Below are 25,477 nucleotides of genomic sequence, written 5' to 3'. Positions count from 1 at the left end.
AGAATGATCGTAGCGCGCCACACTGTCAGGGTCAACCACTTTTCTCTCCCTGCCATGAACACCAGTTGCCAAGCCATTCCCGTTCCTGTCCCCGTCACCGCGCCCGTGCTGGGCGACGCCCACCGCTGGAAAGTGCTCGCCGTCGGCGTGGCGGCCAATGCCAGCTTTTCCGCCGCCGCCAACGGCATGCCCACCACGGCCATCTGGCTGCGCAGCGGCTATCACCTGAGCAATACAGAACTGGGGGTGGCGCTGGGCGCCATGGGCCTGGGCGTGGCCCTGACCGAATTGCCATGGGGCATGGCCACCGACCGCTGGGGCGACCGCCCCGTGCTGCTGACCGGCTTGCTGGGCACCATGCTGGCGCTGCTGGCCTTGCTGCTGTGGATTACGCCCGCTGGCGGGTCCGTGCCGCCCTTATGGGCGCTGGCGGCGGGGCTGGCGCTGGTCGGCGTGCTGGGCGGCAGCGTGAACGGCGCCAGCGGCCGCGCCGTGATGCGCTGGTTCGGCCCCGGCGAACGGGGTTTTGCCATGAGCATCCGCCAGACGGCCGTGCCGCTGGGCGGCGGCCTCGGCGCCCTCATCCTGCCCAGCCTGGCATCGCGCTACGGCTTCATGCCCGTGTTTGGCGCCCTGGCCCTCGTATGCGGCCTGTCGGCGTTTTTTACGTGGCGCTGGATGCATGAGCCCGATTTCTCTGCCGAGGCCGCCAAGGGGCCGCACAATGCGTCCAAAAGCCTGTCCGGGATCAAGCCACTGCCACCGTTACGCAATCGAAAGGTCTGGCGCATGGTAGCCGCCATCGGCTTGCTGTGCGTGCCCCAGTTTGCCGTGCTCAGCTACGCCACCGTCTTCCTGCACGACCATGGCGGCCTGGGCCTGGCGGCCATCACGGCCGTGATGGTGGCCCTGCAGGCGGGCGCCATGGTGATGCGCATCTGGAGCGGACGCCATACGGACCGCCACGCGAACCGGCCCGCCTACCTGCGCGGCTCGGCCCTGGTGGCGCTGGCGTCATTCATTTTGCTGGGATGCATCGCCTGGCTGGAGTCGCCGGGCTGGCTGCTGATGGCCGCCGTGGTGCTCGCCGGCATCGCCGTGTCCGCCTGGCATGGCGTGGCCTACACGGAGCTGGCCACGGAAGCGGGCGGCGCCAACGCGGGCACGGCCCTGGGCATGGCGAACACGGCCGTCTACGTGGGGCTGTTCCTCACGCCGATGGCCATCCCGCACCTGCTGGCGGCCAGCAACTGGCCCGTCGTATGGTGGCTGGCGGGACTGGTGGCGCTGCTGACCTGGCCGCTGTTTCCGAAGCCTTAAGAAAGCGGCGAAATCCTGTAAACGCAGCGCATCGCGTTCGCCAGCACGTGCTGCTCGCGCACGATGCTGGCGCTTGGCCCCACCACTTCCTGGAACAGCTGCAGTTCGGAGCGGCAAAAGCCCTGGCAGGTGCGCGCCGCGGCGCAGATGGGGCAGTGGTCTTCGATCAGCAGCCAGTCGTCGCCGTCCGCTTCCACGCGCGCCATATACCCCTCTTCATCGCGCACGGCGGCCAGCTGCTGCAGCCGCGTGGGCAAGTCCGGCGCCGAACACGCCAAGGCGTACGCGCTGCGGCTTTCCTCTTCGCGCTGCGTGATCAGTTTATCCAGCCCCGCCTCGCCGAACAGCTGGCGCACGGAACCGATCAGCTTGATCGTCAGCTGCGCATGCGTGTCGGGAAAGCGCGCATTGCCCGCTTCCGTCAAGACCCAGTTCTGGCGCGGCCGTCCCGCGCCCGCCTGCGCCTCCTGGCGTCCTTCGATCAGGCCCGCCGCCACCAGCTTTTGCACTTGCTGGCGCGCCGCCTCGCCCGTCATGTCCAGGGTCTTGGCCAGGGTCGCCGTGGAGACGGGTCCTTTGGTCTTGATGAAATACAGGATGCGCTCCGTCGTTTGCGGCGCTTCGCTATTATCCAAACGTTTACTTGTGTAATTCATTTCGCTCAACTATCATGGGGCCAGTTAACCAACTAATTGCTTGCATAATAGGCCGGTAGCTCCCCGCTGTCGAGGAGTTTCCACGCCTGCATGCCGGCAAGGTACTCTTTTGACAGGATTTTCCCATGCAACTGTCTCACTCGATCTGGCTGTTTCACGCCATCCTCGCTACCGGCCTGGCCACTTGGCTGACCCTGGCTGCCATCAACAACCTGCACGCCTTCCACGGCTCCGTCTGGGCCATCGGCAACACCATGCGCATGGACCCGCTGCGCCAGGACCCGACCATCCAGACGCCGCTGCTGCGCCGCGCGCTCACCTCATTGACCTTGCACCGGCTCTCGCTGGGCGTGGTGCTGGCGCTGCAACTGCTGGCCGCCATCGCCGCCTGGACGGGCGTGGCGCTGTTGTTCGGCGGCGGCCTGGCCGCTGGCTTGCCCTGGCTGAACCTGGCCTTGTGCGCGATGGCCACCTTTTTGCTGCTGATGCACCTGGGCGGCCTGTGGTTCGGCTACTGGATCGCGCAGGAAGGCTTGCAGACGACGCACCTGGTGCTGCTGCTGTGGACCATAGCCCTGTTTGTACTCTTCAACGCGCAGCGGACCTGACCAGCCTCCGCTGCGCCTCTTCTTCCCTTTGTACTTTTCCCTTTGTACTGCTGTAAAGGACTTCATCATGAATACGAAAATCGTCGGCGCCTCCGCGCTGGCCATCGCCCTGGCCGTCGCCGGTGCCGCGCTGTACCCGCGCGCAGACTCGCATGCGGCCGATGCCGCCGCCTACCCGGCCACCAAGGTGGCGCTGGTCCCCGTCGTGCTGGGCACGCAGGAGCGCTACTTCACCGGCGTGGGCGAGCTGGAAGCGGCGCGCCAGGTGCAGGTGGCCGCCGAAACGGGCGGCCGGATCACGCACATCCGCTTCGAATCGGGCCAGAACGTGGCGGCCGGCGCCGTGCTGGTACAGCTCAATGACGCCCAAGAACAGGCAATGCTGCTGCGCCAGCGCGCGCAGCTGAAAAACGCGGAAAGCAGCCATGCGCGCACGCTGCAGATGGTCAAGGAAAAGGCGGCCACGCAGGAGCAGCTCGACACTGCGCTGGCCGCGCGCGATGCGGCCCTGGGCGACGTGCGCCAGACGGAGGCGCTGATCGCGCAAAAGACCATCCGCGCGCCGTTCGCGGGGCAGCTGGGCATCCGCAAGGTGCACGCGGGCCAGTACCTGAACGCGGCCGACACGGTGGCCAGCCTGATCGACACGAAGTCGCTGATGGTGAACTTCGCCCTCGATGAACAGAGCAGCGCCAAGCTGGCGCCGGGCCAGGCCGTGCAAGTGCTGGTGGACGCGTATCCGGGCGACGTCTTTACGGCGAAGATCAACGCCATCGACCCGCTGATCGCCCGCTCGCGCATGGTGCAGGTACAGGCGGCGCTCAGCAATCCGCGCGGCGCCCTGAAAGCCGGCATGTACGCGAATGTGCGCGTGGCGCGCGAGGCGGGCCAGCAGCTGACGGTACCGGAAACGGCCGTGACCTACAGCGCCTACGGCGACACGGTCTTTGTGGCGCAGCAGGAGGGCAAACAGCCGCTCACCGTCAAGCGCGTGGGCGTCAAACTGGGCGAGCGGGCAGGGGGCCGTGTCGCCATTATCGACGGCTTGCGCGAAGGGCAGCGCGTGGTCGCTTCGGGCCAGCTGAAACTGGCCGACGGCATGGCCGTGCAAGCCGTGGCCAATACCCTGGACGAGGCCAAGCGCGCCGCGCCCAAGGCCGGTTCCTAAGGAGCGCACACGATGAAATTTACCGATTTATTCGTGCGCCGCCCCGTGCTGGCGCTGGTGATCAGCACCCTGATTTTGATGCTGGGCGTGATCGCCATCCTGCAGCTGCCGATACGCCAGTATCCGATGCTCGAATCATCGACCATCACGGTGAAAACCACGTATCCGGGCGCCTCGGCGGAACTGATGCAGGGTTTTGTCACGCAGCCGATCGCGCAAGCCGTGTCGTCCGTGGAAGGCATCGATTACCTGACCTCGTCGTCGGTGCAGGGCAGCAGCACCGTCACCGTGCGCATGGAACTGAACCGCGATTCCACGCAGGCGTTGACGGAAGTGATGGCCAAGGTCAACCAGGTGCGCTACAAGCTGCCCGAAGGTGCTTTTGACCCCGTCATCGAGCGCTCGGCCGGCGATTCCTCGGCCGTGGCCTACGTGGGCTTTGCCAGCGAGAGCGTCTCGGCGCCCGCGCTGACGGACTACCTGGCGCGCGTGGTGCAGCCGATGTTCGCCACCATCGACGGCGTGGCCAAGGTCGACGTGTATGGCGGCCAGCAGCTGGCCATGCGTTTGTGGATCGACCCGGCAAAATTAGCGGCGCGCGGCTTGACGGCGGCCGACGTGGCCGACGCCGTGCGGCGCAATAACTACCAGGCGGCACCGGGCAAGGTGAAGGGACAATTCGTCGTCTCCAACATCAGCGTCAACACGGATCTGACCAGCGTGGCCGAGTTCCGCGACATGGTCATCCGCAAGGGCGGCGATGACAGCGCGTCGCTCGTGCGCCTGAAGGACGTGGGCACGGTGGAACTGGGCGCGGCCGCCACGGAAACGAGCGGCATCATGGATGGCGTGCCGGCCGTGTACCTGGGCCTGTCGCCCACGCCCGGCGGCAACCCGCTGGTGATCGTCGACGGCATCAAGAAGCTGCTGCCCGAGATCCAGAAAACCCTGCCACCCGGTGTGAAAGTGGAGCTGGCGTTCGAGACGGCGCGCTTCATCCAGTCATCCATCGACGAGGTGGCGCACACCCTGCTCGAAGCGCTGCTGATCGTCGTCATCGTCATCTACCTGTGCATGGGTTCCCTGCGCTCCGTGCTGATTCCCGTCGTGACGATTCCGCTGTCGATGCTGGGCGCGGCGGCGCTGATGCTGGCCTTCGGCTTCAGCATCAATCTGCTCACCCTGCTGGCGATGGTGCTGGCCGTGGGCCTGGTGGTCGACGACGCCATCGTCGTGGTGGAAAACGTGCACCGGCATATCGAGGAGGGCAAGACGCCCGTGGCCGCCGCGCTGGTCGGTGCGCGCGAAGTGGCCGGCCCCGTGATCGCCATGACGATCACGCTGGCGGCCGTGTATGCGCCGATCGGCATGATGGGGGGCCTCACGGGAGCGCTGTTCAAGGAATTCGCGCTGACCCTGGCCGGCGCCGTGGTGGTGTCGGGTGTGGTGGCATTGACCTTGTCGCCCGTGATGAGCTCCTTGCTGCTGCAGCCGAAACAATCGGAAGGGCGCATGGCCCGCGCCGCCGAGCATTTCTTCGAGGGTTTGACCAGCCGCTATGCGCGCCTGCTGGACCGCTCGCTGCACCACCGCTGGCTCAGTGCCGGTTTCGCCGCGCTGGTGATGGTGAGCCTGCCGTTTTTGTACCTGCTGCCGCAGCGCGAACTGGCGCCGGCGGAAGACCAGGCCAGCGTGCTGACGGCGATCAAGGCGCCGCAGCACGCCAACCTCGATTATGTCGAGCGCTTTTCGTACAAGCTCGATGCCATCTACAAGCATATCCCCGAAACGCACTCGCGCTGGATCATCAACGGCGGCGAAGGTCCGGCATCGAGCATCGGCGGCATCAACCTGACGCCGTGGGCCGAACGCGCGCGCAACGCGGCCGTCATCCAGGCCGAATTGCAGCACGCCGTGGGCGACGTGGAAGGCACCAGCATCTTCGCCTTCCAGCTGGCGCCCTTGCCGGGATCGAGCGGCGGCTTGCCCGTGCAGATGGTCCTGCGCAGCGCGCAGGATTACGCCACCCTGTTCCGCACCATGGAAGACGTCAAGCAGCGCGCGCGCGATAGCGGCCTGTTTGCCGTCGTCGACAGCGATCTCGATTACAACAACCCCGTGGTGAAAGTGCGCGTGGACCGCTCGAAAGCGAACAGCCTGGGCATCCGCATGCAGGACATCGGCGAATCGCTGGCCGTGCTGGTGGGCGAAAATTATCTGAACCGCTTCGGCATGGATGGCCGCGCCTATGACGTCATCGCGCAAAGCCCGCGCGAACAGCGACTCACGGCGCAAACCCTGACGCAGCAGTACGTGCGCGCCGACGATGGCAGCCTGCTGCCCCTGTCCGCCGTCGTCTCGGTGAGCGAACAGATCGAGCCGAACATGCTGACCCAGTTCAACCAGCAAAACGCAGCCACCTTCCAGGGCGTGCCGGCGCCCGGCGTGACCCTGGGCGACGCCGTCGCCTTCCTCGACGGCGTGGCGAAGACTTTGCCACCCGGCTTCAGCTACGACTGGCAGTCCGATGCGCGCCAGTTCGCCACGGAAAGCAATGCCCTGCTGCTGGCCTTCCTGGCGGCCGTCGTCGTCATCTACCTGGTGCTGGCGGCCCAGTACGAAAGCCTGACGGACCCGCTGATCATCCTGATCACGGTACCGCTGTCGATTTGCGGCGCGCTGATTCCGCTGGCGCTCGGCTATGCCACCGTCAACATCTACACGCAGATCGGCCTCGTGACCCTGATTGGCTTGATCAGCAAGCACGGCATCCTGATGGTGGAATTTGCCAACGAATTGCAGGTACATGAACAGCTCGACCGCATCACGGCCATCCGCAAGGCGGCGCAGATCCGCCTGCGCCCGATCTTGATGACGACGGCCGCCATGGTGGTGGGCCTCGTGCCGCTGCTGTTCGCTTCCGGCGCGGGCGCCAACAGCCGCTTCGGCCTCGGTGTCGTGATCGTCTCGGGCATGTTGATCGGCACCTTCTTCACCCTGTTCGTGCTGCCCACCGTGTACACCTTTCTGGCCCGCCGCCACACGGCCGACCATGCCACGCCGCGCGCCCGCGACCTGTCGCAGGCGCTGAAGGAATCCCCATGAAAAATTACCGCTATCTTATTGCCCTTTTCCCCGTGCTGGCCGGCTGCGCCGTCAGCCCCGCCTACGTCACGCCGGGCACGCCCGCCATCACCCTGGCCAGCCCGCAGCAAGCGCAATTCGCAGCTGGCACGGGCGCCGTCAGCGAGGCCGCGTGGTGGACGTTTTTCGATGATGCACGGCTGTCGCAGCTGATCGCCAGCGCGCTCGCACACAACCTCGATATCGCGCAGGCGCAGGCCAACCTGCTGGCCGCGCGCGCCGTCTTCGACGAGCGCCGGCTCGACGAACTGCCCGCTGTCACGGGCCAGGCGGGCTGGCAGCGCACGGTGCAGCAAAACACGCCCGATAGCCGCACCGCCAGCGCCAGCACGCGCGTGGGATTCGACGCGCAATGGGAGATCGACCTGTTCGGCCGCCTGGCGCATATTTCCCGTTCGGCGCAGGCGCGCGCCGACGCGGCGCAGGCGGACTTGCGGCAAGTGCGGCTGACGATAGCCGCCGAGGTGGCGCGCAATTACTACGAGGCGCTGGGCTACCAGCAAAACCTGGCGCTGACGCAGGCGCAGGTACAAAGCTGGCGCGATACGGTGGCATTGATCGACGCGCGCATCCGTGCCGGCAGCGGCTTGCCGGAAGAACGCCACAATGCGCTGGCCAACCTGGCGCGCAGCGAGGCGGCATTGCCACCGTTGCAGGCGGGCCTGCGCCAGGCGCAGTACCGGCTCGATGTGCTGAGCGGGCAAGCGCCTGGCGCCATCGCGCTGGCGACCACACCGCGCCAGCAGGCGCCGCTGGCCGGCCAGCTTCCCCTCGGTGACGTGAATCAGCTGATCAAGCAGCGGCCCGACGTGGTGCGCGCCGAGCGCCTGCTGGCCGCCTCCAGCGAAGACGTGGGTGCCGCCACGGCCGACCTGTATCCGCGCCTGAGCCTCGGCGGTTTCCTGGGCTTCTTCGCACTGCGCGGCAGCGGCGTGTTCGACGGCGGCGCGCGCGCTTTCGAGGTGGCACCCTCCGTCAGCTATCCGGCCTTCCGCCTGGGCAGCGTCAGGGCACGCTTGCGCGGCACGCAGGCCGAGGCGCAGGGCGCCCTGGCACGCTATGCACAGACGCTGTTAGTCGCGCAGGAAGACGTGGAAAACGCCGTCACGCAGCTGGCGGAAAACCAGACGCGATTGGCCTCCCTGCTGGAATCGGCGCGCCACGGCAACGCGGCCCTCGGCATCGCCAGCACGCGCTATGCGGGCGGTGCCGGCAGCTACCAGGCCGTGCTGGAAAACCAGCGCGCCTTGTACGATATCCGGCGCGAAGCGCTGCTGGCGGAGACGGCGTCCTACATCGATGCGATTGCCCTGTACAAGGCGCTGGGATGGGGGCAAACTATGTAGCATTTTTCGATCAGGAGGAAATCCGATGTTCACGCAAGGCAGCTGGCTCAATCCACCGGAAAACTGGTCCGCCGACGGCGCGCAGCTGCGCGTGACGACGGATGCGAACACGGATTTCTGGCGCAAGACCTCGTATGGTTTTATCCGCGACAGCGGCCACTTTTTCGGCACGGAAGTCGATGGCGATTTCACGGCGCAGCTGCACGTGGCCGCGCAGTACGCGGCGCTGTACGACCAGGCCGGCATGATGGTGCGCATCGACGAGCAACACTGGATCAAATGCGGCGTCGAATTTTCCGACGGCCAGCTGCTGTTGAGCACCGTGCTGACGGTGGACAAATCGGATTGGGCCGTCAGCCTGGCGCCCGCCATGCCGGACGGTTTCTGGCTGCGCGTGACGGTGGAAAAGGGCGTCATCCGGGTGCAGTATTCGACCGATGGCAAGCTGTGGCCGCTGCTGCGCCTGGCGCCGTTTCCCGAGTCTGGCCGCTACCGCGTGGGCCCCATGTGCTGCACGCCGGAACGCGGCGGACTCGAGGTCGCGTTTTCGCATTTTACGGTGGGTCCGGTGCAGCGCAAGGACCTGCACGACCTCACTTGAGCGCCGGCGTGTGCATGGCGCGTCAGACGGCGGCATCGAGCCAGTGATTGTCGACGCACCATTGCCGCACATCGGCGATCAGTTGCGCTGAAACAGGCTGGAGTCCCGGGAGTTTTTTCTCGTATTTCTGGATGCTTGCCACAAAAAAAGTGAAAAAGGCGGCGCCGATCAATTGGCGTTGTGCCGGCGTGTTTTTTTTTCACCGGTACAAAGTCTTCCTCATCCATGGCGATATCGAGGCCAAACATTTTATCGCCGGCGTAGTAACGGCAAAAGGTTTTTCTCTGCAAGTCTTTCGGCAGGCAGCGCAGGCAGACAAACAATTCCCAGTCGAGATCAGGATATTTTTCTTCCATCACGGGACCAAGCTGCTGCAGTTCATCAGCAATGTCAAAGACTTTGCTCCAGCTTGGCGAGTCCGATGTCGTGTCTATGCGCATGTTTGTTTTCTCCGAGTGCAGGCATCGCATGATACGTGCATCGTCCTTCAGGCAGCGCACGAGCACAGTGCCATCAACTCAAGGCAGTATCGAGCACCATCATCAGGAGAAATCCGAACACCAGTGCGGTACTGGCAACACCGCCATGGCCGCTGCGGTGCGTCTCGGGAATGGCGTCGTGCACGATGACAAACAGCATGGCGCCGGCGGCGGCGGCCAAACCCCACGGCAGCAGGGTCGAGGACATGCCGATCAGCGCCTGGCCCGCCATGGCCGCCACGGGTTCGACCAGGCCGGAGGCGGCGCCCATGGCCACAGACAGGCGCCGGCCATAACCGACGCCACGCAGCGCCAGCGCCACCACCAGCCCTTCCGGGATGTCCTGGATGGCAATGCCGGCCGCCAGCGCATTGGCCTTGTCCAGATCAATGCCCGCATAGCCGACGCCGATGGCCAGCCCTTCGGGCAGGTTATGCAAGGTGATGGCCAAGACAAAAATCCACGCGCGTTTCAGGCTGCTGGCAGCGGCGGCATCGAGCGCATCGGCCTGCACGTGCGGGCGCACGGCGAGATTGAGCGCGATGATCAGCGCCACGCCTGCGCCCATGGCCATGGCAACCGTCAGGCTGGCCGCCATGGGCGTGGCGCCGTGCGCGCGTGCGGCAGCCAGGGCCGGCAAGATCAGCGAGAATGCCGTTGCCGCCAGCATCACCCCGGCGCCGAAGCCGAGAAAACCATCGTAGCCGCGCTGTGAAAACCTGTGCGACAGCAGCACGGGCAAGGTGCCCAGTGCCGTGGCGCCAGCGGCCACGCCGCCGCCCAGCAGCGCTGCAGGCACGCCGGCGTGGCGCCATGTCAGTTCGCCCAGGGCCGCCGCCAGCAGGAGCAGGGTGGCGCCGCCGCACAGGGCAAGGCCTGGCAGGCGCCAGCCGGACAGCTGCCTGGCTACGCTCGCCAGGGTGCGCTGCCTGCTCACTGCCGGGCGCTGCCGCCGCACGGCCTACAGCGGCATGTCCGGCGCAGCGCCATTGTTGCGGCCGTTGGGCCGCATCCCCAGTTCCGCGCCCGTCAGCGGATCGGCATCGGGATTCGATGCCGTGCGCGCCGCCATCTGCTGCACGGTGGCCAGTTCGTCCTTCGGCAATTTCACTTCCGCCTCGCCGGTGCCGCCGTCCACCGCCATCTGCTGGCGCGGATCGGAAACATACTGCCACTTGCCGCCCTGGTTCCACGGCCCCCGTTCCTCGCCCGGCCCCTGCGACATATTGAAATACACATCCGCATACTGCGGGTCGCCTGGCAGTTTGCCCGGTGGAAAATTGGGCTCGATCGAATACAGCGCTTTTTCAAACGACTTCTGGTGCGCCACTTCGCGCGTCATCAGGAAGCCCAGCGCCTCCTTCACGCCCGGATCGTCCGTCAGGTTGATCAGGCGCTCATAGACGATCTTGGCGCGCGCCTCGGCGGCGATGTTCGAGCGCAGGTCGGCCGTCGGTTCGCCGATGGTGTCGATGTAGGCGGCCGACCATGGCACGCCGGCCGAATTGACCAGCGGCGCGCCGCCGCCATACAGCACTTGCGTCACATGGCTGTCGTTGCCCGCGCCCGTGATATTGCGGTACAACTCGGCGGCCTGGTCGACGCCCTCGGCCAGGCGTCCCCTGGCGCCCTTGTTGAGCATGACGACGATATTGCCGATCACTTCCAGGTGGCTCAGCTCTTCGGTGGCGATATCGAACAGCATGTCCTTGCGGCCCGGGTCGTCTTCCGCCAACGCTTGCGTGAAGTAGCGGCAGGCCGCCGCCAGCTCGCCCTGCGGGCCGCCGAATTGTTCCAGCATCAGGTTGGCCAGCCCGGGATTGGGCTGCTCCACCCTGACCGTATATTGCAGTCGCTTGTTGTGTGCAAACATGGTGCTCTCCTCATTCCCGGCACGCAGCCTACTCGTGCTGGTTCAATGACCTGTGGATGTCCTTCGACTCGTTGCGGCCCGGCCTGTCGTCGGCCAGCTTGCCCGCTTCGCTCTGCGGCTGCTGGCTCACGCCCTTGACGTGGTCGCGATGCTCGGGCTGTCCCAGGGTGGCCATGTTTTCCTGCTCCACGGGATCGGGCCCGCCCTGCGGCGTGATGACGTCATTCGCCCAGTGCCCGCTGTTGACGTTGCCGCTGGCGAGCTTGCCGCCGCCCTGGCCGGCGTAGGCGTCGCCCGCCGCCTTGCCGGCGTCGGTCTTGTCCATGCGCGTATTGCGGCCCTGGTCGGTGGGATGCTGGGGCGTATTACCGTGTTTTTCCTGCATGGGATTCTCCTGACGTGATGAGGGAAGCACCATGCTACTGGCGCGCACGCGCCGGCAAGATAGGCGCGCGGCGTGGCGCCATGTAGGAAAGCATCCCGTGCGTCAACGCCGCCGCAGCCACAGCGCGCCCGCGGCCAGGCCGATGCCGAAAGCGCCATACACCAGCAGCAGCGACGGGCGCGACAAGCGCATTTCGTAGCCCGGTTGCAAACGGTGCGGCGTGAGCTGGTAGTCGGTGAAACAGGCGATGGCCGTGGCGCCGGCCGCCGCCGCCACGGTCGACGCCGCGCGGCGCCGGTCGAGGATGCGCGCCGCATAGCGCTCGAACAGCACGCCCCAGAACATGGCGCTGCAATGGTGGATGGCGTAGCCGAGCACCGTGTGCTTCAGCGTGGCGTCATCGCTGCGCGCCGCCCGGTCGCCCCACAGCCAGTGGCTGATGGCGTTGACGGCAGAGAACATGCTGCCCGTTTCGCGCCGGCCGCAAACGGCCAGGGCGACGGCGGACAAAAGGGAGGCAAGGCTGCCCGAAAGGGCGCCATAACGCAGGGCCAGTGGCAAGGCAGGCATGGTTTTTCTCCAGTGGTGTATGTGCACAGTGAACTGAAACGCAAAAGGCCTATCCAATCCCCATCAGAAGGGGGCATGCATGCGCATACTGCTGACGGGGGCGAGCGGTTTCATCGGAACGCATGTTTCGACCGCGCTGCTGGCCGAAGGTTTCCAGCTCGCGTGCACGACACACCGTGCGCGTCCCCATGCCCGCATCGGCGCGGAGCCGCGCGTGCGCCTGATCGACGCCGATTTCGCACGCGACACGGCCAAGGCCGCATGGCTGCCCCGCCTGGACGGCATCGACGTCGTCATCAATTGCGTGGGCATCATCGCCGAGCATGGCGCGCAGACGTTTGCCGCCTTGCACACGCAAACGCCGTGCGCCCTGTTCGCCGCCTGCGCCGAAAGCGAGGTGCAGCTGGTAATCCAGCTGTCGGCCCTGGGCGCCGACGCGGGCGCCGTCTCGCCCTACCACCTGAGCAAGAAGGCGGCCGACGAGTTTCTCGCCAGCCTGCCGCTGCGCGCCGTCATCGTCCAGCCCTCGCTCGTGTATGGCGACGAGGGCGGCAGCGCGCGCCTGTTCCGCATGCTGGCCAGCCTGCCCGTCTATCCCCGCTTCGGCCGCGCGCCGCAGCTGGTGCAGCCCGTGCACGTGGACGACCTGACCGATGTCATCGTGGCGCTGGTGCGCGGCGCGGGCGCGCTGGGCGGCCAGAAGACGCGCCGCGTGCCCGTCGTGGGACCGCAGGCTCTGCCGTTTACGGCCTACCTGGCGGCGCTGCGCGCGGCCATGGGCCTGGGACGGCTGCGCGTCGTGCCGCTGCCCCGGCGGCTGCTGCCGCCCGTGCTGCTGCTGGCCAGGCTGCTGGGCTTTGCCATGCCGGACCGCGACACGCTCGACATGCTCGAACGGGGCAATGCCGCCGATGCGGGGCTCACGCGGCGTTTACTGGGGCGCGCGCCGCGGCCCGTGGCGCAGTTCATCAGCGACGCGCGCGGCGCGGCCGTGCGCGCCCAGCTGGACTGGCTGCTGCCGATACTGCGCCTGTCGCTGGCCATCGTGTGGATCGTCACGGCCATCGTCTCGGCAGGCGTCTATCCCGTGGAAGACAGCTATCGCCTGCTCGCGCGCAGCGGCGTGCCGCCCGATTGGGCGCCGCTGCTGCTGGCCGGCGCCTGCCTGCTCGACCTGCTGTTCGGCCTGGCCACCATGGTCCTGCGCCCGCCGTGGCGGCGCTGGCTATGGCCGGCACAGGGCGCGCTGATCCTGTTCTATACCGTCTGGATCGCCATGCGTCTGCCCGAATTCCTGTGGCATCCGTATGGCCCCCTGACGAAAAACCTGCCCATGCTGGCGGCCCTGTGGCTGCTGTACCAACTGGAGGAAAAGGAATGGAATACCTGACCATCAAGTGGCTGCACATCGTCTCGTCCACCCTGCTTTTCGGCACCGGCATCGGCTCGGCCTTCTACCTGCTGTTCGCGAGCCTGAGCCGCGATGTGCGCGCCATCGCCGTCGTCAGCCGCCACGTGGTGCGGGCCGACTGGCTGTTTACGGCCACCACGGTGGTATTCCAGCCCCTGAGCGGCTTTTACCTGGTGCACCTGGCCGGTTTTCCCTTGAGCAGCGGCTGGATCGTCTGGTCAGTGGCCTTGTACCTGGTCGCTGGCGCCTGCTGGCTGCCCGTCGTGTGGCTGCAGATGCGCATGCGCGACATGGCGCAGGCCAGCGCGCGCGACGGCCAGGACTTGCCCGCGCTGTACTGGCGCTACCTGCGCATCTGGGCCGCGCTGGGCGTGCCCGCCTTCTTCGCCCTCATCGTCGTGTTTTACCTGATGACGGCCAAGCCGGCCTGAGCACGCATCGCCGTCTTTGCGTCAGTGTTTGCGGCCCTGCTTCTTGCCGCCGCCGGCGCCCTTGCCGGTACCGGCCTTGGTATGGCTGGCCGCCTCCTTGCCCCGCCTGGCATTGTCGTTGCCGGTGTCGCTTTTTTCTTCCGTGGGGCCGGCCGATTGGCGGTTCTGGCCAGCTTGTGATTTTTGCTTGGTCATGAGGCGCTCCTGATGAACGAGGGGACGCTGTCAGCCTAGCCGCCGCAGCGCCATTGTCCATCGGCGCGCCCGCCGCCACGCTGTAGGATCAATCCGCCCGCACGGCCCACGTTTCATGCAGGTGGCGCCACAGCAAAGCGCCATCGGGCGTTTTTTCATACACGACGGTGGACCAGCGCTCGGTGTTTTCCGCGCCGGGCAGCGACTGGAATTCGCGGTAGGACACGGTGGCGCCGGCCGCACTTTCCTGTATCAGAACGAGATCCGAAATGCGCATCTGCAAGCCCGGACGGCTGCCGCCGGCGGCGCGGAAAAACGCCGCCAGGCCAGCGCCGTCGAGCCGCATCCCGCCCGGTGACACCATCGTGAAACCGGATGAAAAACGCGCGAGCAAACCGGCGCAATGTTCGGGTGCCGTGGCTGCGCCGGCGAGCCACTCGCGGATCAGCACATGCGTGGATAAGACGTCGTCAAAATAAAGATTTGTAGCATTCATTTTTTGCTTGCTCCATGGTGATGTAACAGGTCGAGAACGGCGCGGTTGTCGATGCGCAGGCACAGCGCCAAAGGCAGCACGCACGCGCTGGCGGCCAAGGCAAAGCACCAGTGAAACACCTGCGCCGCGCGCGCATGCAGGGCGGGGTCGTCCAGCGATGCGATACCGTGCGCCGCCAGCAAGCCATTGAGCAGTACGCTGAGCAGCGCCACGCCCAGGCAAAAGCCCAGCTGGCGGTTGATATTCCACACGGCGCTGGCCTGGCTCAGCTGCGCGTCCGGTGTGCGCAAAAACGCCGTGCTTTGCGCCGTGCTGCTGCACAAGCCGCCGCCAAAACCCATCACGGCATACGCGCCGGCCAGCCAGAATAATTGATCTGCAGAGTCCACCCGCAGCAGCATCAGCATGCCCGCCGCCTGCAGCAGGGCGCCCGCGATGAACAGCGGCTGCGGCCCCACGCGGCGGTAGCTTTTGCCGGTGAGCGAAATGGCCGCAAACGAGGCCAGCGCCCACGGCAGCATCAAGGCGCCCGCCGTCGATGCCGGCATGCCCAGCACGCCCTGCAGATACAGCATGGCCAACAGGCTCACGCCCATAAAGACGCCCGGCACCAGCAGGTACATCAGCATGGCAATGCGCAGCAGCGGCTCGGCGGCCAGGCGCAGGTCGAGCAGCGGCGTCGACTTGCGCAGCGCGCCGCGCACGTAGGCCCACGCGCAGGCGGCGCCCAGCGCCAGCACGCCGGCGCCGGTCAGCAACTCACCCGGCGTACCGAGCATGGTCAAGCCCAGCAGCAGCAGCAAAATCGCCATGCTGCCCGCCAGCAGGCCGCCCACGTCGAGACGGGGCACGGCCGCGCGCGGCGGATCGGGACGCAGCCAGCAGGCGGCCAGCAGCAGCGCCAGCGCCGCGAACGGTACGTTCAAATAGAAAATCGCCCGCCACGACAGGCTGTCGACGATCACGCCACCCAGTGCGGGCGACAGCGCGGGCGCCAGCAAGCCCACCAGCATGATGACGGAGGACAGGCCGGGGCGCTCCGCAGGTTGATATAGCTGGTAGGTCATGCTTTGCCCCAGCGGAATGAGCAGGCCGCCGCCGAGGCCCTGCACGCAGCGCCAGGCAATCAGCGCCTCGATCGAGGGGGCCAGACCGGCGCCGATGCTCGCGCATAAAAAAGTTAGCAACGATGCCATGAACACGGTTTTGCTGCCATAACAGGCAGCCAGCCAGGCACTGGCGGGAATGACGATGGTCAGGCCGAGGATGTAGGCGGTGCTGATCCAGGCCAGCTGCGCCACCGAGGCGTGCAGGGCATGGCCGATGTCGGGGTAGGCGACGCTGGTGATGAACATGTTGATCAGGTCGACGAAAAACCCCAGCAGATAGATGGCCGCCACTTTTTTGCGATAGTCCATGGTGCTCCAAATGGCAAACGGCCAGCTTAAGCGCCCATCGTCATTTGCGTAACGGGCCAGCGCCGATTACACTGTCAAACCTATTTTGACAAAGCCCCGCAACCCGCATCTCTTCTTATTTATGATCAGTCTTGACCGCCTGGGTATTTTCATTGCCATCGTCGACGCCGGCTCCCTGACGGCCGCCGCCGCCGTGCTGGGCCAGAGCAAGGCCGTCGTCAGTTTTAATTTGAAACAGCTGGAGGCGGAACTGGGCGTGTCGCTGCTCACGCGCAGCACGCGCAGCCTGGCGCTGACGGACGTGGGACGGCGCTTTTACGAGGATTGCCAGCGCGTGCTGAGCGAGGCGCACGGCGCCATCGAGACGGCGCGCCAGGGCCAGCAAGGCTTACGCGGCACCCTGCGCCTGACCACCACCGTCGAATACGGCAGCCGCACGGTGATCCCCGCGCTGATCGCCTTTGCCGCCGCCCACCCGCAGCTGCAGATCCAGCATTCGTCTTCATCGTCGCACGAAGACCTGATCTCGGGCCGCTATGACCTGGCCATCCGCATGGGTTCCCTCAACGATTCGAGTTACCGCGCCGCGCTGATCGAGCCGTACGCGATCTGGCCCGTCGCCTCGCCCGCCTACCTGGCCAGCCGGCCCGGCACGAAGATCGCCACCTTGGACGACTTGCAGCGCGCGCGCTGGCTGGCGCACAGCCGCCTGGCCTCACCCCTGCGCTGGGACGTGCAGACACCCGACGGCCCCGCCGCCTTCGCCGTGCAGGACGACGCCGCCATCCATTCCGACTCCGCCTCGGCGCTGCTGGGCTTTGCCCTGGGCGGCTGCGGCGTGGCCCTGCTGCCGCAGTGGCTGGTGGAGGGGGAGGTGCGCGCGGGACGCCTGCGCCGCCTGCTGCCCGACGTCGTCTTCCCGGAACAGGGCGTGTATGCCGTGTATCCGAACACCCAGCATATTGCGGAAAAGGTGCGCGCCTTTATCGACTTTTTGCGCGCGTTCGTGGGCGCGCCCGACTGAGATTTCAATTCGTCAATATTTGATCACTGCAACGATTTCCAAGGGGCAAACGGGCGCCCCTTTCGGTGTGCACGGCCTACACTGAAGGGACGTTGTTCATCGAATGGAGACCATCATGGCACATACATTGGCAGCAGTTTTCGCCGTGCGCGACATGGCCGAGCGCGCCCGGCACGACCTGATCACGGCGGGATTTCCCAGCGCCAACATCCGCCTGCACGATGCGGGCAGCGACGAATTTTCCGCCACGGAAAATATCCGCCGCGACGACAGCGACAGCCTGCTCGACAACATCAAGCATTTCTTCACGGACCTGTTCGGCAGCCACGCCGACCGCCACATCTATGCGGAAGCCGTGCGGCGCGGGCATGTCGTGCTGACCCTGGAAGGAGCGAGCGACGCCGATATCCAGCGCGCCACCGACCTCGTCGAGCGCTACGCGCCGCTCGACATCGATGCGCACGCCGAGCACTGGCGCGCCGGCGGCTGGCAAGGCGCGCCGCAAGACGACAGCGCGAGGCGCCAGGGCGCCAGCATGCAGTCCGGCGCGCCATCGCAGCAAGGCACGTCCGCCGGCAATATGAACGAGGCGCCAGGGTCGCAGCAGTTTGCCAGCGACATGGCGTCGCCGCCGCCGTCGTCCGGCGCGGGCGCCAACGTGCGCCGCTATCCCGGCGCCGATAACCTGCCCGGCACCAGCTACGACGACGAGCAGTACTACCGCAGCCACTGGAGCGCCACCTATGTCGCCACCGGCGCGCGCTTCGAGGACTACGATCCCGCCTACCGCTATGGCCATTCCATGGCCAACAGCGACAGCTACCGGGGCCGTCCATGGGACGAGGTGGAAGCGGACCTGCGTTCCACGTGGGAGCACACGTATCCCCAGTCGGCGTGGGACAACTTCAAGGCGGCCATCAAGCATGGCTGGGAACGCATGACGTCCTGACGCGCTGAGGGGTTTGCGCCCCTCAGCGCCCCTCTTGCGTGAGCTTGAGGAAGTGGTTCAGGATGTGGAAGTGGTCTTCGAAGAATTGCTCTTCCATGGCCGGCAGCGACGCCACGGGCACCCACTGCGCCAGCGCCGCGTCGTCGGCCGCCGTCACGGCCGGCAACTGGCGCGTCTTCAGGTCGAAATAATGCGCGTGCGTGATGGTACGCCCGCGCTGGCTGCGGTCCGGGTGGTCGAACACGGCCACGCCCACCAGCGCCTCGACGAGGGTGGGCGCCAGCACGCCCAGCTGGGTTTCTTCCGCCAGCTCGCGCAACGCCCCCTGCAGCAGCCGTTCGCGCGGCTCGAGGAAGCCGCCCGGCAAGGCCCACAGGCCCTTGCCCGGATAGCCGCCACGGCGCACGAGCAGCACGTGGCCACCCGTCTGCACCAGCGCATCGACGGTCGTGAAGATGGGCGCATACGGCGCCACTTTCCAGCGCGCCTTGTAGGCCTCGATGGCGCGGTATTCCTGCACCAGCGGCGCGTACCACGGCAACAAGGTCCACGCTTTCAGATACTGGCCGATGGCCGGCGGCAGCAGCTGCGCCACGGCGCTCAGCGACACGTCGACGTCTTCCGCCTCGAACAGCACGTTGCGGATCGCCGTCGCGCCTATCGGTGCGCCAGGGTCGATCTCCAGATTCAGTAACTGCCAGTGGGGGAAGTGGTGCAGGTAATAGCTGGTGGCGTCCTTGAAGCAGGCCACCAGGGCGATGCGCTGCGCCGTGGCCACGGCGCCCGCCACGGCGCGCCGCACGGCGTCGGCCCACAGGCCATCGTCGTAGTAATCGCGCACGGCCACGTAATGCACGCGCGCGCGCTGATCCTCGGGCAGGGTGGCGGCGATCATGGCGGCCCGCTCCTGCCACGTAAACGGGTTTTTAGGACTGCGCGCATGGAAGGCGGAACCGAGCACCACCACCACTTGCGCGGCCGTCGTCAGTGCCTTCTGCAGCAAGCCGGCATGGCCGTTATGAAAAGGCTGGAAACGGCCGATCAGGATGGCCGCGTCGGCGCCATAGGATAAGGTCATGCGTCGTCTCCGGTCGGGTAGTGGGCGGCGATCGGCAATTGACGGCCGCTGCCAAAGGCGCGCGAACGCACGCGGATGATGGGCGCCGCCTGGCGCCGTTTGTATTCGTTGCGGGCGACCATGCCGAGGATGCGCGTCACGAGCGCGCGCCCCTCGTCCGTCTCGCGCAGCTGGTCGACCAGGGTCAGCGCCTGTGCGCTTTCGGCCGCCGGCAAACGCCGTCCCTCGATATGCCACTTCAGAATTTCATCGAGCACCGGGTATGGCGGCAAGCTGTCGGTGTCGCGCTGGCCCGGCGCCAGCTCCGCCGACGGCGGTTTCTCCAGCACGGCCACAGGAATCAGTTCGCGCCCGGCGCTGGCGTTGAGGTGGCGCGACAGGGCGAAGACCTCCGTTTTATACAGGTCGCCGATCAAGCCCAGGCCCCCGTTCGTGTCGCCGTACAGGGTGCAGTAGCCGACCGAGATTTCGCTCTTGTTGCCGGTGGTGAGCAGCAGGGCGCCGAACGCGTTCGAGTATTCCATCAATATCGTGCCGCGCACCCGCGCCTGCAGGTTTTCCAGCGGCAGTCCCTGCAGCTTGCCGTCGAAGGCGGCCGCGTAGCCGGCTTCATACTGCGCCACGATGTCGCGGATCGGGTGCGTGGTCAGGGCGATGCCCAGGTTGGCGCACAGGGCGACGGAATCGGTGACGGAGCCGGCGCTGGAAAACACGGACGGCATGGTGATCGCCACCACGTTGTCCGCGCCGAGCGCTTCGACGGCCAGCGCCAGGGTCAGTGCCGAATCGATGCCGCCCGAGCAGCCGACGACGACTTGCGTAAAGCGGCAGCGGCGCGCGTAGTCGCGCAAGCCGAGCACGATCTGGCGGCGCGCAAATTCGACGGCGGGGATGCCGTCCGGGTCCGGCACGGGAAACGCCGCGCCGTCCTTCTGCGCGAAACGCCCATCGGCAAAACGCAGCAATTGAAAATCCTCGACGAAGCGGGCCGCCTCGAATTGCACGCCGACGCCCGGCGAGATGGCGAACGAGGCGCCGTCGAACACGAGCTGATCCTGGCCGCCCACCTGGTTGACGAACAGCAGGGGCAGATTCACGCGCTGGCAGGCGGCGCCAAACACGGCGTGGCGCTGCGCGCGCTTGCCGATGTCGGACGGGCTGGCATTGATGCTGACGATGAGATCGGGCCGCGCCGCATGCAAGGTTTCAAACGGGTTGACGGCGTAGGTGCGGCCGTCGTCGTTCCAGCCATCCTCGCAAATCATGAAACCGACCTTGCAGCCGGCGATATCGAGGGTGCAGGCGCCGGGCGGGCCCGGCTCGAAATGGCGGCCCTCGTCGAAGATGCCGTAGGTCGGCAGCAGCTGCTTGTAGTATTCGGCCACGATGCGCCCGTCGCGGATGGCCAGCAAGGCGTTGTACAAGGGCTTGCCGACGCCGGGGTTGGGCCGCGCCGTGCCGATGACGGTGACCAGCGCCGGCCAGCGCGTGGACGCTTGCAGCAGCTTGTTCAGCGCCTGCTGCAGGCCGCGCAGGAAGGCGGCATCTTCGAACAGGTCGCCCGGGTAGTACGCGCACAGCGACAGTTCGGGGCACACAAGCAAGTCGGCGCCATCGCTGCTGGCGCGGGCCATGCGCGCGGTGATGGCGGCGACATTGGCGTCGAAGTCGCCCACGGTGGGATTCATCTGGGCAAGGGCGATGGTCAGCATGGTGATCCTTCAATTGGTTCCGCTTGAAACCACTATCCTGCCTGAAAAGTTTTCTGAGCGTACTGATGCAATCGTGCAAGCCTGCCAGTCGCTGCGCTACAAGGTCTTGCGCCAGGCCCGCAAGCGCGTGCACGCGTTCGCATACGGCGACGCCGTATTGAACTGGATCATGCGCCCCATCGTGTAATGCGTGTACCAGGGCTGGCCATACAATTGCGCGTCGTCGTGCGCGTCGACCAGCGCCAGCAGCTGGTTTTTCGCCTGCTCCAGGCGCTGCAGCAAGTCGTCCATGCCCAGTTCAGCATAGTCGGCATAAAAGCGCTGCGCCAGTTTTCCCAGAGCGTTCCACGTGAAACCTTCGGCGGGAAAGGCGATATCCTCGATGCGTTTGCCGTCGCGCAGCTGGGCGTGCCAGTGCAAGACCAGCTCGTTCCAGCCCACCAGATAGGCAAGCAGATCGCACACGCTCATGCGCGTGCCTTTCACTTGCCCCTCCAGCACGGGATCGCGTGCCAAGGCCGGCGGCACGCGTGCCAGCTCCTGCATCAGCTTGGCGTACGTGCTGTTGATGGCGTCGACCAGTTCCTGCTTGCTGTTCGGAATCGCCATCATGCCGCCTTCACGACAGGCAAGCCGGCCGCCTGCCAGTCGTCGTAGCCGCTGCCCAGACGGCGCGCCTGCAAGCCGTGCTGGCGCAGGGCCGCCACGGCTTGCACGGACAGCACGCAGTACGGGCCGCGGCAGTAGGCGGCGATCTCCGCGTTCGCGGGCAATTCGCCCAGGCGGCGCTGCAAGTCGTCAAACGGAATATTGATCGCGCCGGGCAAGTGGCCGGCGGCAAATTCCTGCGCGGGCCGCACGTCGAGCACGGTGATGCTGGCTTCCTGCATGCGTTCCCGCAGTTCGTCGCCCGTGATCGCTTCCACATGGTCGCCCCGGCCCAGCGCCTGCAGCTCGCTGCGCTGGTGCTGCGCATACACGTCCAGCGCAGCGAGCAACTGCATGACAGGACCGTTGCCGAGCCGGTACAGCACGCGCTTGCCGTCGCGCCGCGCCTGCACGAAACCGGCGCGCCGCAACTGTTGCAAATGCTGCGAGGTATTCGCCACGGACAAGCCCGTCAACTCCACCAGTTGCTCCACCGCATACTCGCCGTGCGCGATCTGCTCGAGCAGGCGCAAGCGCGGCGCGCTGCCTAAAATATGGGCAAACCCGGCGGAACCGGCAAGCAATTCAATATCGGCATTTTTCATTGACACGATGCTAGCACCCTTATAACATTCAAGCAATCAATTGAATGTTATAAGGGAGACACGATGCAAATACTCTGGCTCGATGCCCTGGCGATCGGCGTGGGCGCGACGGCGGTGATGGATGTGTGGGCGGTGGCGTTAAAGCGCTTCTGGTGCATACCCTCGCTGAACTTGGCGATGGTGGGACGCTGGCTCGGCCATCTCCCGCGCGGTACTTTCACCCACGTCAACATCGCCCAGGCGGCGCCCGTGCGCGATGAAGCCATCCTGGGCTGGACGGCCCATTACGCCATCGGCGTGCTGTTTGCGGCCGTGCTGCTGGCGCTGGTGGGACGGGAGTGGGTGCAAGGGCCGACGTTCGCGCCGGCCTTGCTGGCGGGCCTGGTGAGCGTGGCCGCGCCGTTTTGCATCTTGCAGCCGGGCATGGGCGCCGGCCTGGCCGCCAGCAAAACGCCGCATCCGGCGGCCGCCCGCCTGCGCAGCCTGATGGCGCACACGGCGTTCGGCATCGGCCTGTACCTGGCGGCCCTGCTGTGGTCGACCGTGCGCTGACTTGTGCCGACTAGCTCGTCAGCGGCGGCACGGGCGCCGGTGCCGGTGCGGCGGCCACCGCTGACATGGCCGGCGCCTCGGGCTGCGCCGGCAAGGTGCTCAGCACCATCGTGCTGGGCTTGGCGATCGCGATGTGCGCATCGTCCAGGCGCTTGAGCAGTTCGAACAGCAGCGCGCTGCGGATGCCCGACGTCAGGCGCGGCGACGAGGCAAAGCCGGTGGCGTTGAACAACAACAGGCCATTGTCAATGCCATCGAGCTGCACGCTGGGCGCCGGCGTATCGAGCACGTCGGGATTGTCGACAAAGACGGACAGGATCAGCGCGCGCGCCTCCTGCGCATCCGTGCCCAGCGGCAGCGGCAGCTTGACTTGCACCAGGCCCAGCGGATTGGCCAGCGTGACATTGCGCACCGTCTTGGTAATGAATTCCGAGTTCGGCACGATCACTGTCGAACGGTCGCTCAGCTGAATTTCCGTGGCGCGCACATTGATGCGGCGGATATCGCCCTCCACGCCGCCGAGCGAGACCCAGTCGCCCACTTTCACAGGGCGCTCGGCCAGCAGGATCAAGCCGGAAACGAAGTTCTGCACCACCGCCTGCAAGCCGAAACCGATACCCACCGACAAGGCCGACGCCACCCAGGCGATGCGTTCCAGGCCGATGCCGGCCGCCGACAGGGCCAGCGCCACGGCCAGCACGCCGCCGATGTAGCCGAACAGGGTGATGAACGACACTTGCATGCCGGTATCGAGATTGGTGGTCGGCAAATAACTGTTTTGCAGCCAGCGCTTGAACAGGCCCAGCGCGATAAAGCCGACGACCAGCACCAGCAGCGCCTGGATCATGGCGGCCGGGCGGATCGCCACCTCGCCGATGGCCAGGCCATCCTGCAGCTTGCCCACGCGCTGGAACAGCTCGCCCGGACCTTCGCCAAACGGCGCCAGCAGCAGCATCAGGGCCAGCAGTACGACGATGGCGCGGCCGATGCCCGACAGCAGCACGGCCGCCTGGTCGCGCGCCTTGGGCGTGGCCAGCACAGGATGGGCGGCGTCCGGCGGGGGCGGGGTCGAGGCCAGCAGCATGCAGATATCGTCGACCAGTACCGTCAGCAGATAGGTGCTGCACAGCACCACGATGACCCAGGCGATTTGCTTGGCAATAAAACTGCCGAACGCCACATAGCCGACCAGCAAGCTAATGACGCTCGATGCCAGCGCCAGCCACAGCAGCACCGTGACGCAGCGCAGCCACAGGGGCGTGACCAGGGTGGCGGGATCGGCCTCGCGCAACTGGCGCCAGCAGCGCTCGGCCCGCATCAGGCCGTAGGCGATGGTCGTGCTCATCACGAGGGCGACGATGCAATTGACGGCCACGGCCGTCGACAGGCCCGCATTGATGACGATGGTGACCCGTTCCGTCGCCCACACGAGCACGACGATGAAGGAAAACATCGATGGAAAATTGCGCATGCGGTGCGCCAGCGCATCGGGCAGGGGCAGCAAGCGCCACGATACACGGCGTGGCGACAGCAGCGCGTGGCCGAGCCCTGCCGTAAAGCCGGCAAAACAGATGATGCCGATCAAGCTGCTGAGGAAAGTCGAGGTTTTTTCGGACAGACCGCCATCCCAGCGCAGCCCCATGGCCAGCAATTCGGCCACCAGGCCCGGCGTGGCCGCCGCCAGCACCAGCACGGCCAGCGCATGCAGCGAACGGCGCAAACGGCCATGCGGCACGCGCGTGGCCGTGATCACCAGCAGATAGCGCGAAGCCCAGACGCTGGCGCCGAACACGGCCACGATGCCGGCCAACAAGCCACCCCAGGCCGACCACGGCGTGGCGCTTGCCGCGTTCGTCAATTCCCCCTCCAGCGCCCGCAGGCGCTGCAGATTCTGCGGCAATTCCGCATGCAGTTGCTTCCAGAACGAGCCGGCCAGTATCGACGCCGTGCGTTCACCCAGGCGCGCCTGCAACTGCGCGCGACGCACCGTCGACACTTGCTCCGACGCCTGCGTCGCTTCCACGGCCAGCAAGCGCGCCAATTTCACCTGCGCATCGAGCGCGCTGCTGGTGCGGTCCAGCTGGCTGCGCTGGGCCGCCACGTCGGGGGCGTCTTTCGTGCCCGCCACCGGCTTGCCCAGCTCGGCCAGCCGCGCCTGCACGCTCGACAGCGTAGGCACGAGCGCATCGGCCACCTTGTCGGCCTCGGCGCTGGCCGCCAGCGCATCGGCGCGCATCTGCGACAGGGTCGCGTCATCGAGTTCCGCCTCGCCATCGAGCGCCTTCTGGATGGTTGTAATCTGCTTGCGCAAGCCATCGAGGCGCTGGTCGGCCGTGGCGGCGTCATCGACTGGTTGCGCCCAGGCGGCAGGTGTTGATAAGGAACAAGCCAGCAGCAGGCTCAATAGCAGCGGCAGCAGCCAGCCGCGCCGGCGCGCGGACAAACAGTGGGGGGTACGGAATGAAATCATGCGGTCCTATGGGCCAGGTGAGACAAGTGGTATCAAGACGGCATCGCACCGGCGTGCGCGGCTGTGAAATGCCTCTGCAGGGGGCCGGAAACGACGGGTAGTACGGGAGTTGCTGAACTGTACGGCAAACATCGACAGACTAGCGCACTCCTGCGATCGCTGACGGATATTTTCGTGCGGCAAGAGCAAGCCCGTGCCAGCCAGCGGCCGCAGGGCGCCATTTCCATCCCGTATCATGCCCGTCCGGCGGCCCGCAAAAGCGGCGGCCAGGGACCGCAATGGTCTTGATGTTTACAAAAAAATTTCCACAAGACAATATATCAGCTTCTTGTTAAAAT

The 25,477-nt window shown here is 66.3% G+C and carries 25 protein-coding genes; 11 read left to right on the top strand and 14 right to left on the bottom strand.

The genetic code is table 11. The features are described from left to right. Positions 1-54: 54 nt before the first annotated feature. Positions 55-1,320: an MFS transporter gene (locus tag IGS60_RS11475; protein WP_230504406.1), complete on the top strand. Its 1,266-nt coding sequence runs from the start codon at positions 55-57 to the stop codon at positions 1,318-1,320. Here the strand turns inward: IGS60_RS11475 and IGS60_RS11470 are convergent. Further along, a complete protein-coding gene (locus IGS60_RS11470) occupies positions 1,317-1,976 on the bottom strand; it encodes a metalloregulator ArsR/SmtB family transcription factor (protein WP_070223362.1) in 660 nt (219 codons plus the stop codon). The genes IGS60_RS11475 and IGS60_RS11470 overlap by 4 nt on opposite strands. Before the next feature lie 125 nt (positions 1,977-2,101). Here IGS60_RS11470 and IGS60_RS11465 point away from each other — a divergent pair, with 125 nt between their 5' ends. From IGS60_RS11465 to IGS60_RS11445, 5 genes are all read left to right on the top strand, one after another. Next, positions 2,102-2,584 (top strand): DUF2165 family protein, encoded by a 483-nt coding sequence (locus IGS60_RS11465; RefSeq protein WP_230504405.1) that lies wholly within the window; start codon positions 2,102-2,104, stop codon positions 2,582-2,584. A gap of 67 nt (positions 2,585-2,651) precedes the next feature. Continuing rightward, the gene (locus tag IGS60_RS11460; protein WP_230504403.1) at positions 2,652-3,752 is read left to right on the top strand and encodes an efflux RND transporter periplasmic adaptor subunit; all 1,101 of its coding nucleotides are present in this window, start codon (positions 2,652-2,654) and stop codon (positions 3,750-3,752) included. Between the two features lie 12 nt (positions 3,753-3,764). Next, entirely contained in the window at positions 3,765-6,857 is a 3,093-nt protein-coding gene (locus IGS60_RS11455) for a MexW/MexI family multidrug efflux RND transporter permease subunit (protein ID WP_230504401.1), read from the top strand. Further along, on the top strand, positions 6,854-8,242 hold the full coding sequence (locus IGS60_RS11450) for a TolC family protein (protein ID WP_306798481.1): 1,389 nt from the start codon (positions 6,854-6,856) through the stop codon (positions 8,240-8,242). The genes IGS60_RS11455 and IGS60_RS11450 overlap by 4 nt, the downstream gene beginning before the upstream one ends. Positions 8,243-8,267: 25 nt before the next feature. Continuing rightward, the gene (locus IGS60_RS11445; protein WP_230504399.1) at positions 8,268-8,843 is read left to right on the top strand and encodes a DUF1349 domain-containing protein; all 576 of its coding nucleotides are present in this window, start codon (positions 8,268-8,270) and stop codon (positions 8,841-8,843) included. 22 nt (positions 8,844-8,865) lie between these two features. On the opposite strand, the gene IGS60_RS11440 is transcribed toward IGS60_RS11445, so the two are convergent. From IGS60_RS11440 to IGS60_RS11420, 5 genes are all read right to left on the bottom strand, one after another. Continuing rightward, positions 8,866-9,015 carry a hypothetical protein gene (locus tag IGS60_RS11440; RefSeq protein ID WP_230504397.1) on the bottom strand — a complete coding sequence of 50 codons (150 nt, stop codon included), beginning with the start codon at positions 9,013-9,015 and terminating at the stop codon, positions 8,866-8,868. A gap of 341 nt (positions 9,016-9,356) precedes the next feature. Further along, positions 9,357-10,259, bottom strand: coding sequence for a ZIP family metal transporter (locus IGS60_RS11435; protein ID WP_230504395.1), 903 nt, complete (start codon positions 10,257-10,259; stop codon positions 9,357-9,359). A 24-nt stretch (positions 10,260-10,283) separates the two neighbouring features. After that, a complete protein-coding gene (locus tag IGS60_RS11430; RefSeq protein WP_230504393.1) occupies positions 10,284-11,195 on the bottom strand; it encodes a manganese catalase family protein in 912 nt (303 codons plus the stop codon). A gap of 28 nt (positions 11,196-11,223) precedes the next feature. Further along, a complete protein-coding gene (locus IGS60_RS11425) occupies positions 11,224-11,580 on the bottom strand; it encodes a hypothetical protein (RefSeq protein WP_230504392.1) in 357 nt (118 codons plus the stop codon). 102 nt (positions 11,581-11,682) lie between these two features. Then, positions 11,683-12,150 carry a hypothetical protein gene (locus IGS60_RS11420; RefSeq protein WP_230504390.1) on the bottom strand — a complete coding sequence of 156 codons (468 nt, stop codon included), beginning with the start codon at positions 12,148-12,150 and terminating at the stop codon, positions 11,683-11,685. Positions 12,151-12,229: 79 nt separating this feature from the next. Here IGS60_RS11420 and IGS60_RS11415 point away from each other — a divergent pair, with 79 nt between their 5' ends. Together IGS60_RS11415 and IGS60_RS11410 are read left to right on the top strand one after the other, a co-directional pair. Continuing rightward, on the top strand, positions 12,230-13,540 hold the full coding sequence (locus IGS60_RS11415) for an SDR family oxidoreductase (RefSeq protein WP_230504388.1): 1,311 nt from the start codon (positions 12,230-12,232) through the stop codon (positions 13,538-13,540). Next, positions 13,528-13,992 (top strand): DUF2269 domain-containing protein, encoded by a 465-nt coding sequence (locus IGS60_RS11410; protein ID WP_230504386.1) that lies wholly within the window; start codon positions 13,528-13,530, stop codon positions 13,990-13,992. The genes IGS60_RS11415 and IGS60_RS11410 overlap by 13 nt, the downstream gene beginning before the upstream one ends. Before the next feature lie 21 nt (positions 13,993-14,013). On the opposite strand, the gene IGS60_RS11405 is transcribed toward IGS60_RS11410, so the two are convergent. The 3 genes from IGS60_RS11405 to IGS60_RS11395 form a co-directional block, all read right to left on the bottom strand. Then, the gene (locus IGS60_RS11405) at positions 14,014-14,187 is read right to left on the bottom strand and encodes a hypothetical protein (RefSeq protein ID WP_230504384.1); all 174 of its coding nucleotides are present in this window, start codon (positions 14,185-14,187) and stop codon (positions 14,014-14,016) included. 88 nt (positions 14,188-14,275) lie between these two features. After that, positions 14,276-14,683: a DUF4440 domain-containing protein gene (locus IGS60_RS11400; RefSeq protein WP_230504382.1), complete on the bottom strand. Its 408-nt coding sequence runs from the start codon at positions 14,681-14,683 to the stop codon at positions 14,276-14,278. Beyond that, positions 14,680-16,101: an MFS transporter gene (locus IGS60_RS11395; RefSeq protein ID WP_230504380.1), complete on the bottom strand. Its 1,422-nt coding sequence runs from the start codon at positions 16,099-16,101 to the stop codon at positions 14,680-14,682. The genes IGS60_RS11400 and IGS60_RS11395 overlap by 4 nt, the downstream gene beginning before the upstream one ends. A gap of 121 nt (positions 16,102-16,222) precedes the next feature. Here IGS60_RS11395 and IGS60_RS11390 point away from each other — a divergent pair, with 121 nt between their 5' ends. Next, entirely contained in the window at positions 16,223-17,125 is a 903-nt protein-coding gene (locus tag IGS60_RS11390) for a LysR family transcriptional regulator (RefSeq protein ID WP_070223312.1), read from the top strand. 115 nt (positions 17,126-17,240) lie between these two features. Continuing rightward, entirely contained in the window at positions 17,241-18,074 is an 834-nt protein-coding gene (locus IGS60_RS11385) for a hypothetical protein (RefSeq protein WP_162995800.1), read from the top strand. A 22-nt stretch (positions 18,075-18,096) separates the two neighbouring features. Here IGS60_RS11385 and IGS60_RS11380 read toward each other — a convergent pair whose 3' ends face one another. From IGS60_RS11380 to IGS60_RS11365, 4 genes are all read right to left on the bottom strand, one after another. Continuing rightward, a complete protein-coding gene (locus tag IGS60_RS11380) occupies positions 18,097-19,152 on the bottom strand; it encodes a bifunctional nicotinamide-nucleotide adenylyltransferase/Nudix hydroxylase (RefSeq protein WP_230504378.1) in 1,056 nt (351 codons plus the stop codon). Next, on the bottom strand, positions 19,149-20,864 hold the full coding sequence (locus IGS60_RS11375; protein WP_230504376.1) for an NAD+ synthase: 1,716 nt from the start codon (positions 20,862-20,864) through the stop codon (positions 19,149-19,151). The genes IGS60_RS11380 and IGS60_RS11375 overlap by 4 nt, the downstream gene beginning before the upstream one ends. A gap of 96 nt (positions 20,865-20,960) precedes the next feature. Beyond that, positions 20,961-21,476, bottom strand: coding sequence for a ClbS/DfsB family four-helix bundle protein (locus tag IGS60_RS11370; RefSeq protein WP_275527878.1), 516 nt, complete (start codon positions 21,474-21,476; stop codon positions 20,961-20,963). Then, on the bottom strand, positions 21,473-22,117 hold the full coding sequence (locus tag IGS60_RS11365; protein ID WP_099408188.1) for a metalloregulator ArsR/SmtB family transcription factor: 645 nt from the start codon (positions 22,115-22,117) through the stop codon (positions 21,473-21,475). The genes IGS60_RS11370 and IGS60_RS11365 overlap by 4 nt, the downstream gene beginning before the upstream one ends. A 63-nt stretch (positions 22,118-22,180) precedes the next feature. On the opposite strand from IGS60_RS11365, the gene IGS60_RS11360 reads away from it, so the two are divergent. Beyond that, the gene (locus IGS60_RS11360; RefSeq protein WP_070223321.1) at positions 22,181-22,669 is read left to right on the top strand and encodes a DUF2938 domain-containing protein; all 489 of its coding nucleotides are present in this window, start codon (positions 22,181-22,183) and stop codon (positions 22,667-22,669) included. A 10-nt stretch (positions 22,670-22,679) separates the two neighbouring features. Here IGS60_RS11360 and IGS60_RS11355 read toward each other — a convergent pair whose 3' ends face one another. Beyond that, on the bottom strand, positions 22,680-25,139 hold the full coding sequence (locus tag IGS60_RS11355; RefSeq protein ID WP_230504374.1) for a DUF3772 domain-containing protein: 2,460 nt from the start codon (positions 25,137-25,139) through the stop codon (positions 22,680-22,682). Between the last annotated feature and the right edge of the window lie 338 nt (positions 25,140-25,477).

This window comes from Janthinobacterium sp. FW305-128 (assembly GCF_020858135.1).
Classification (GTDB): domain Bacteria; phylum Pseudomonadota; class Gammaproteobacteria; order Burkholderiales; family Burkholderiaceae_D; genus Janthinobacterium.
The sequence above is the reverse complement of the archived record's forward strand: the minus strand, read 5'-3'. Positions and strand labels throughout refer to the sequence as shown.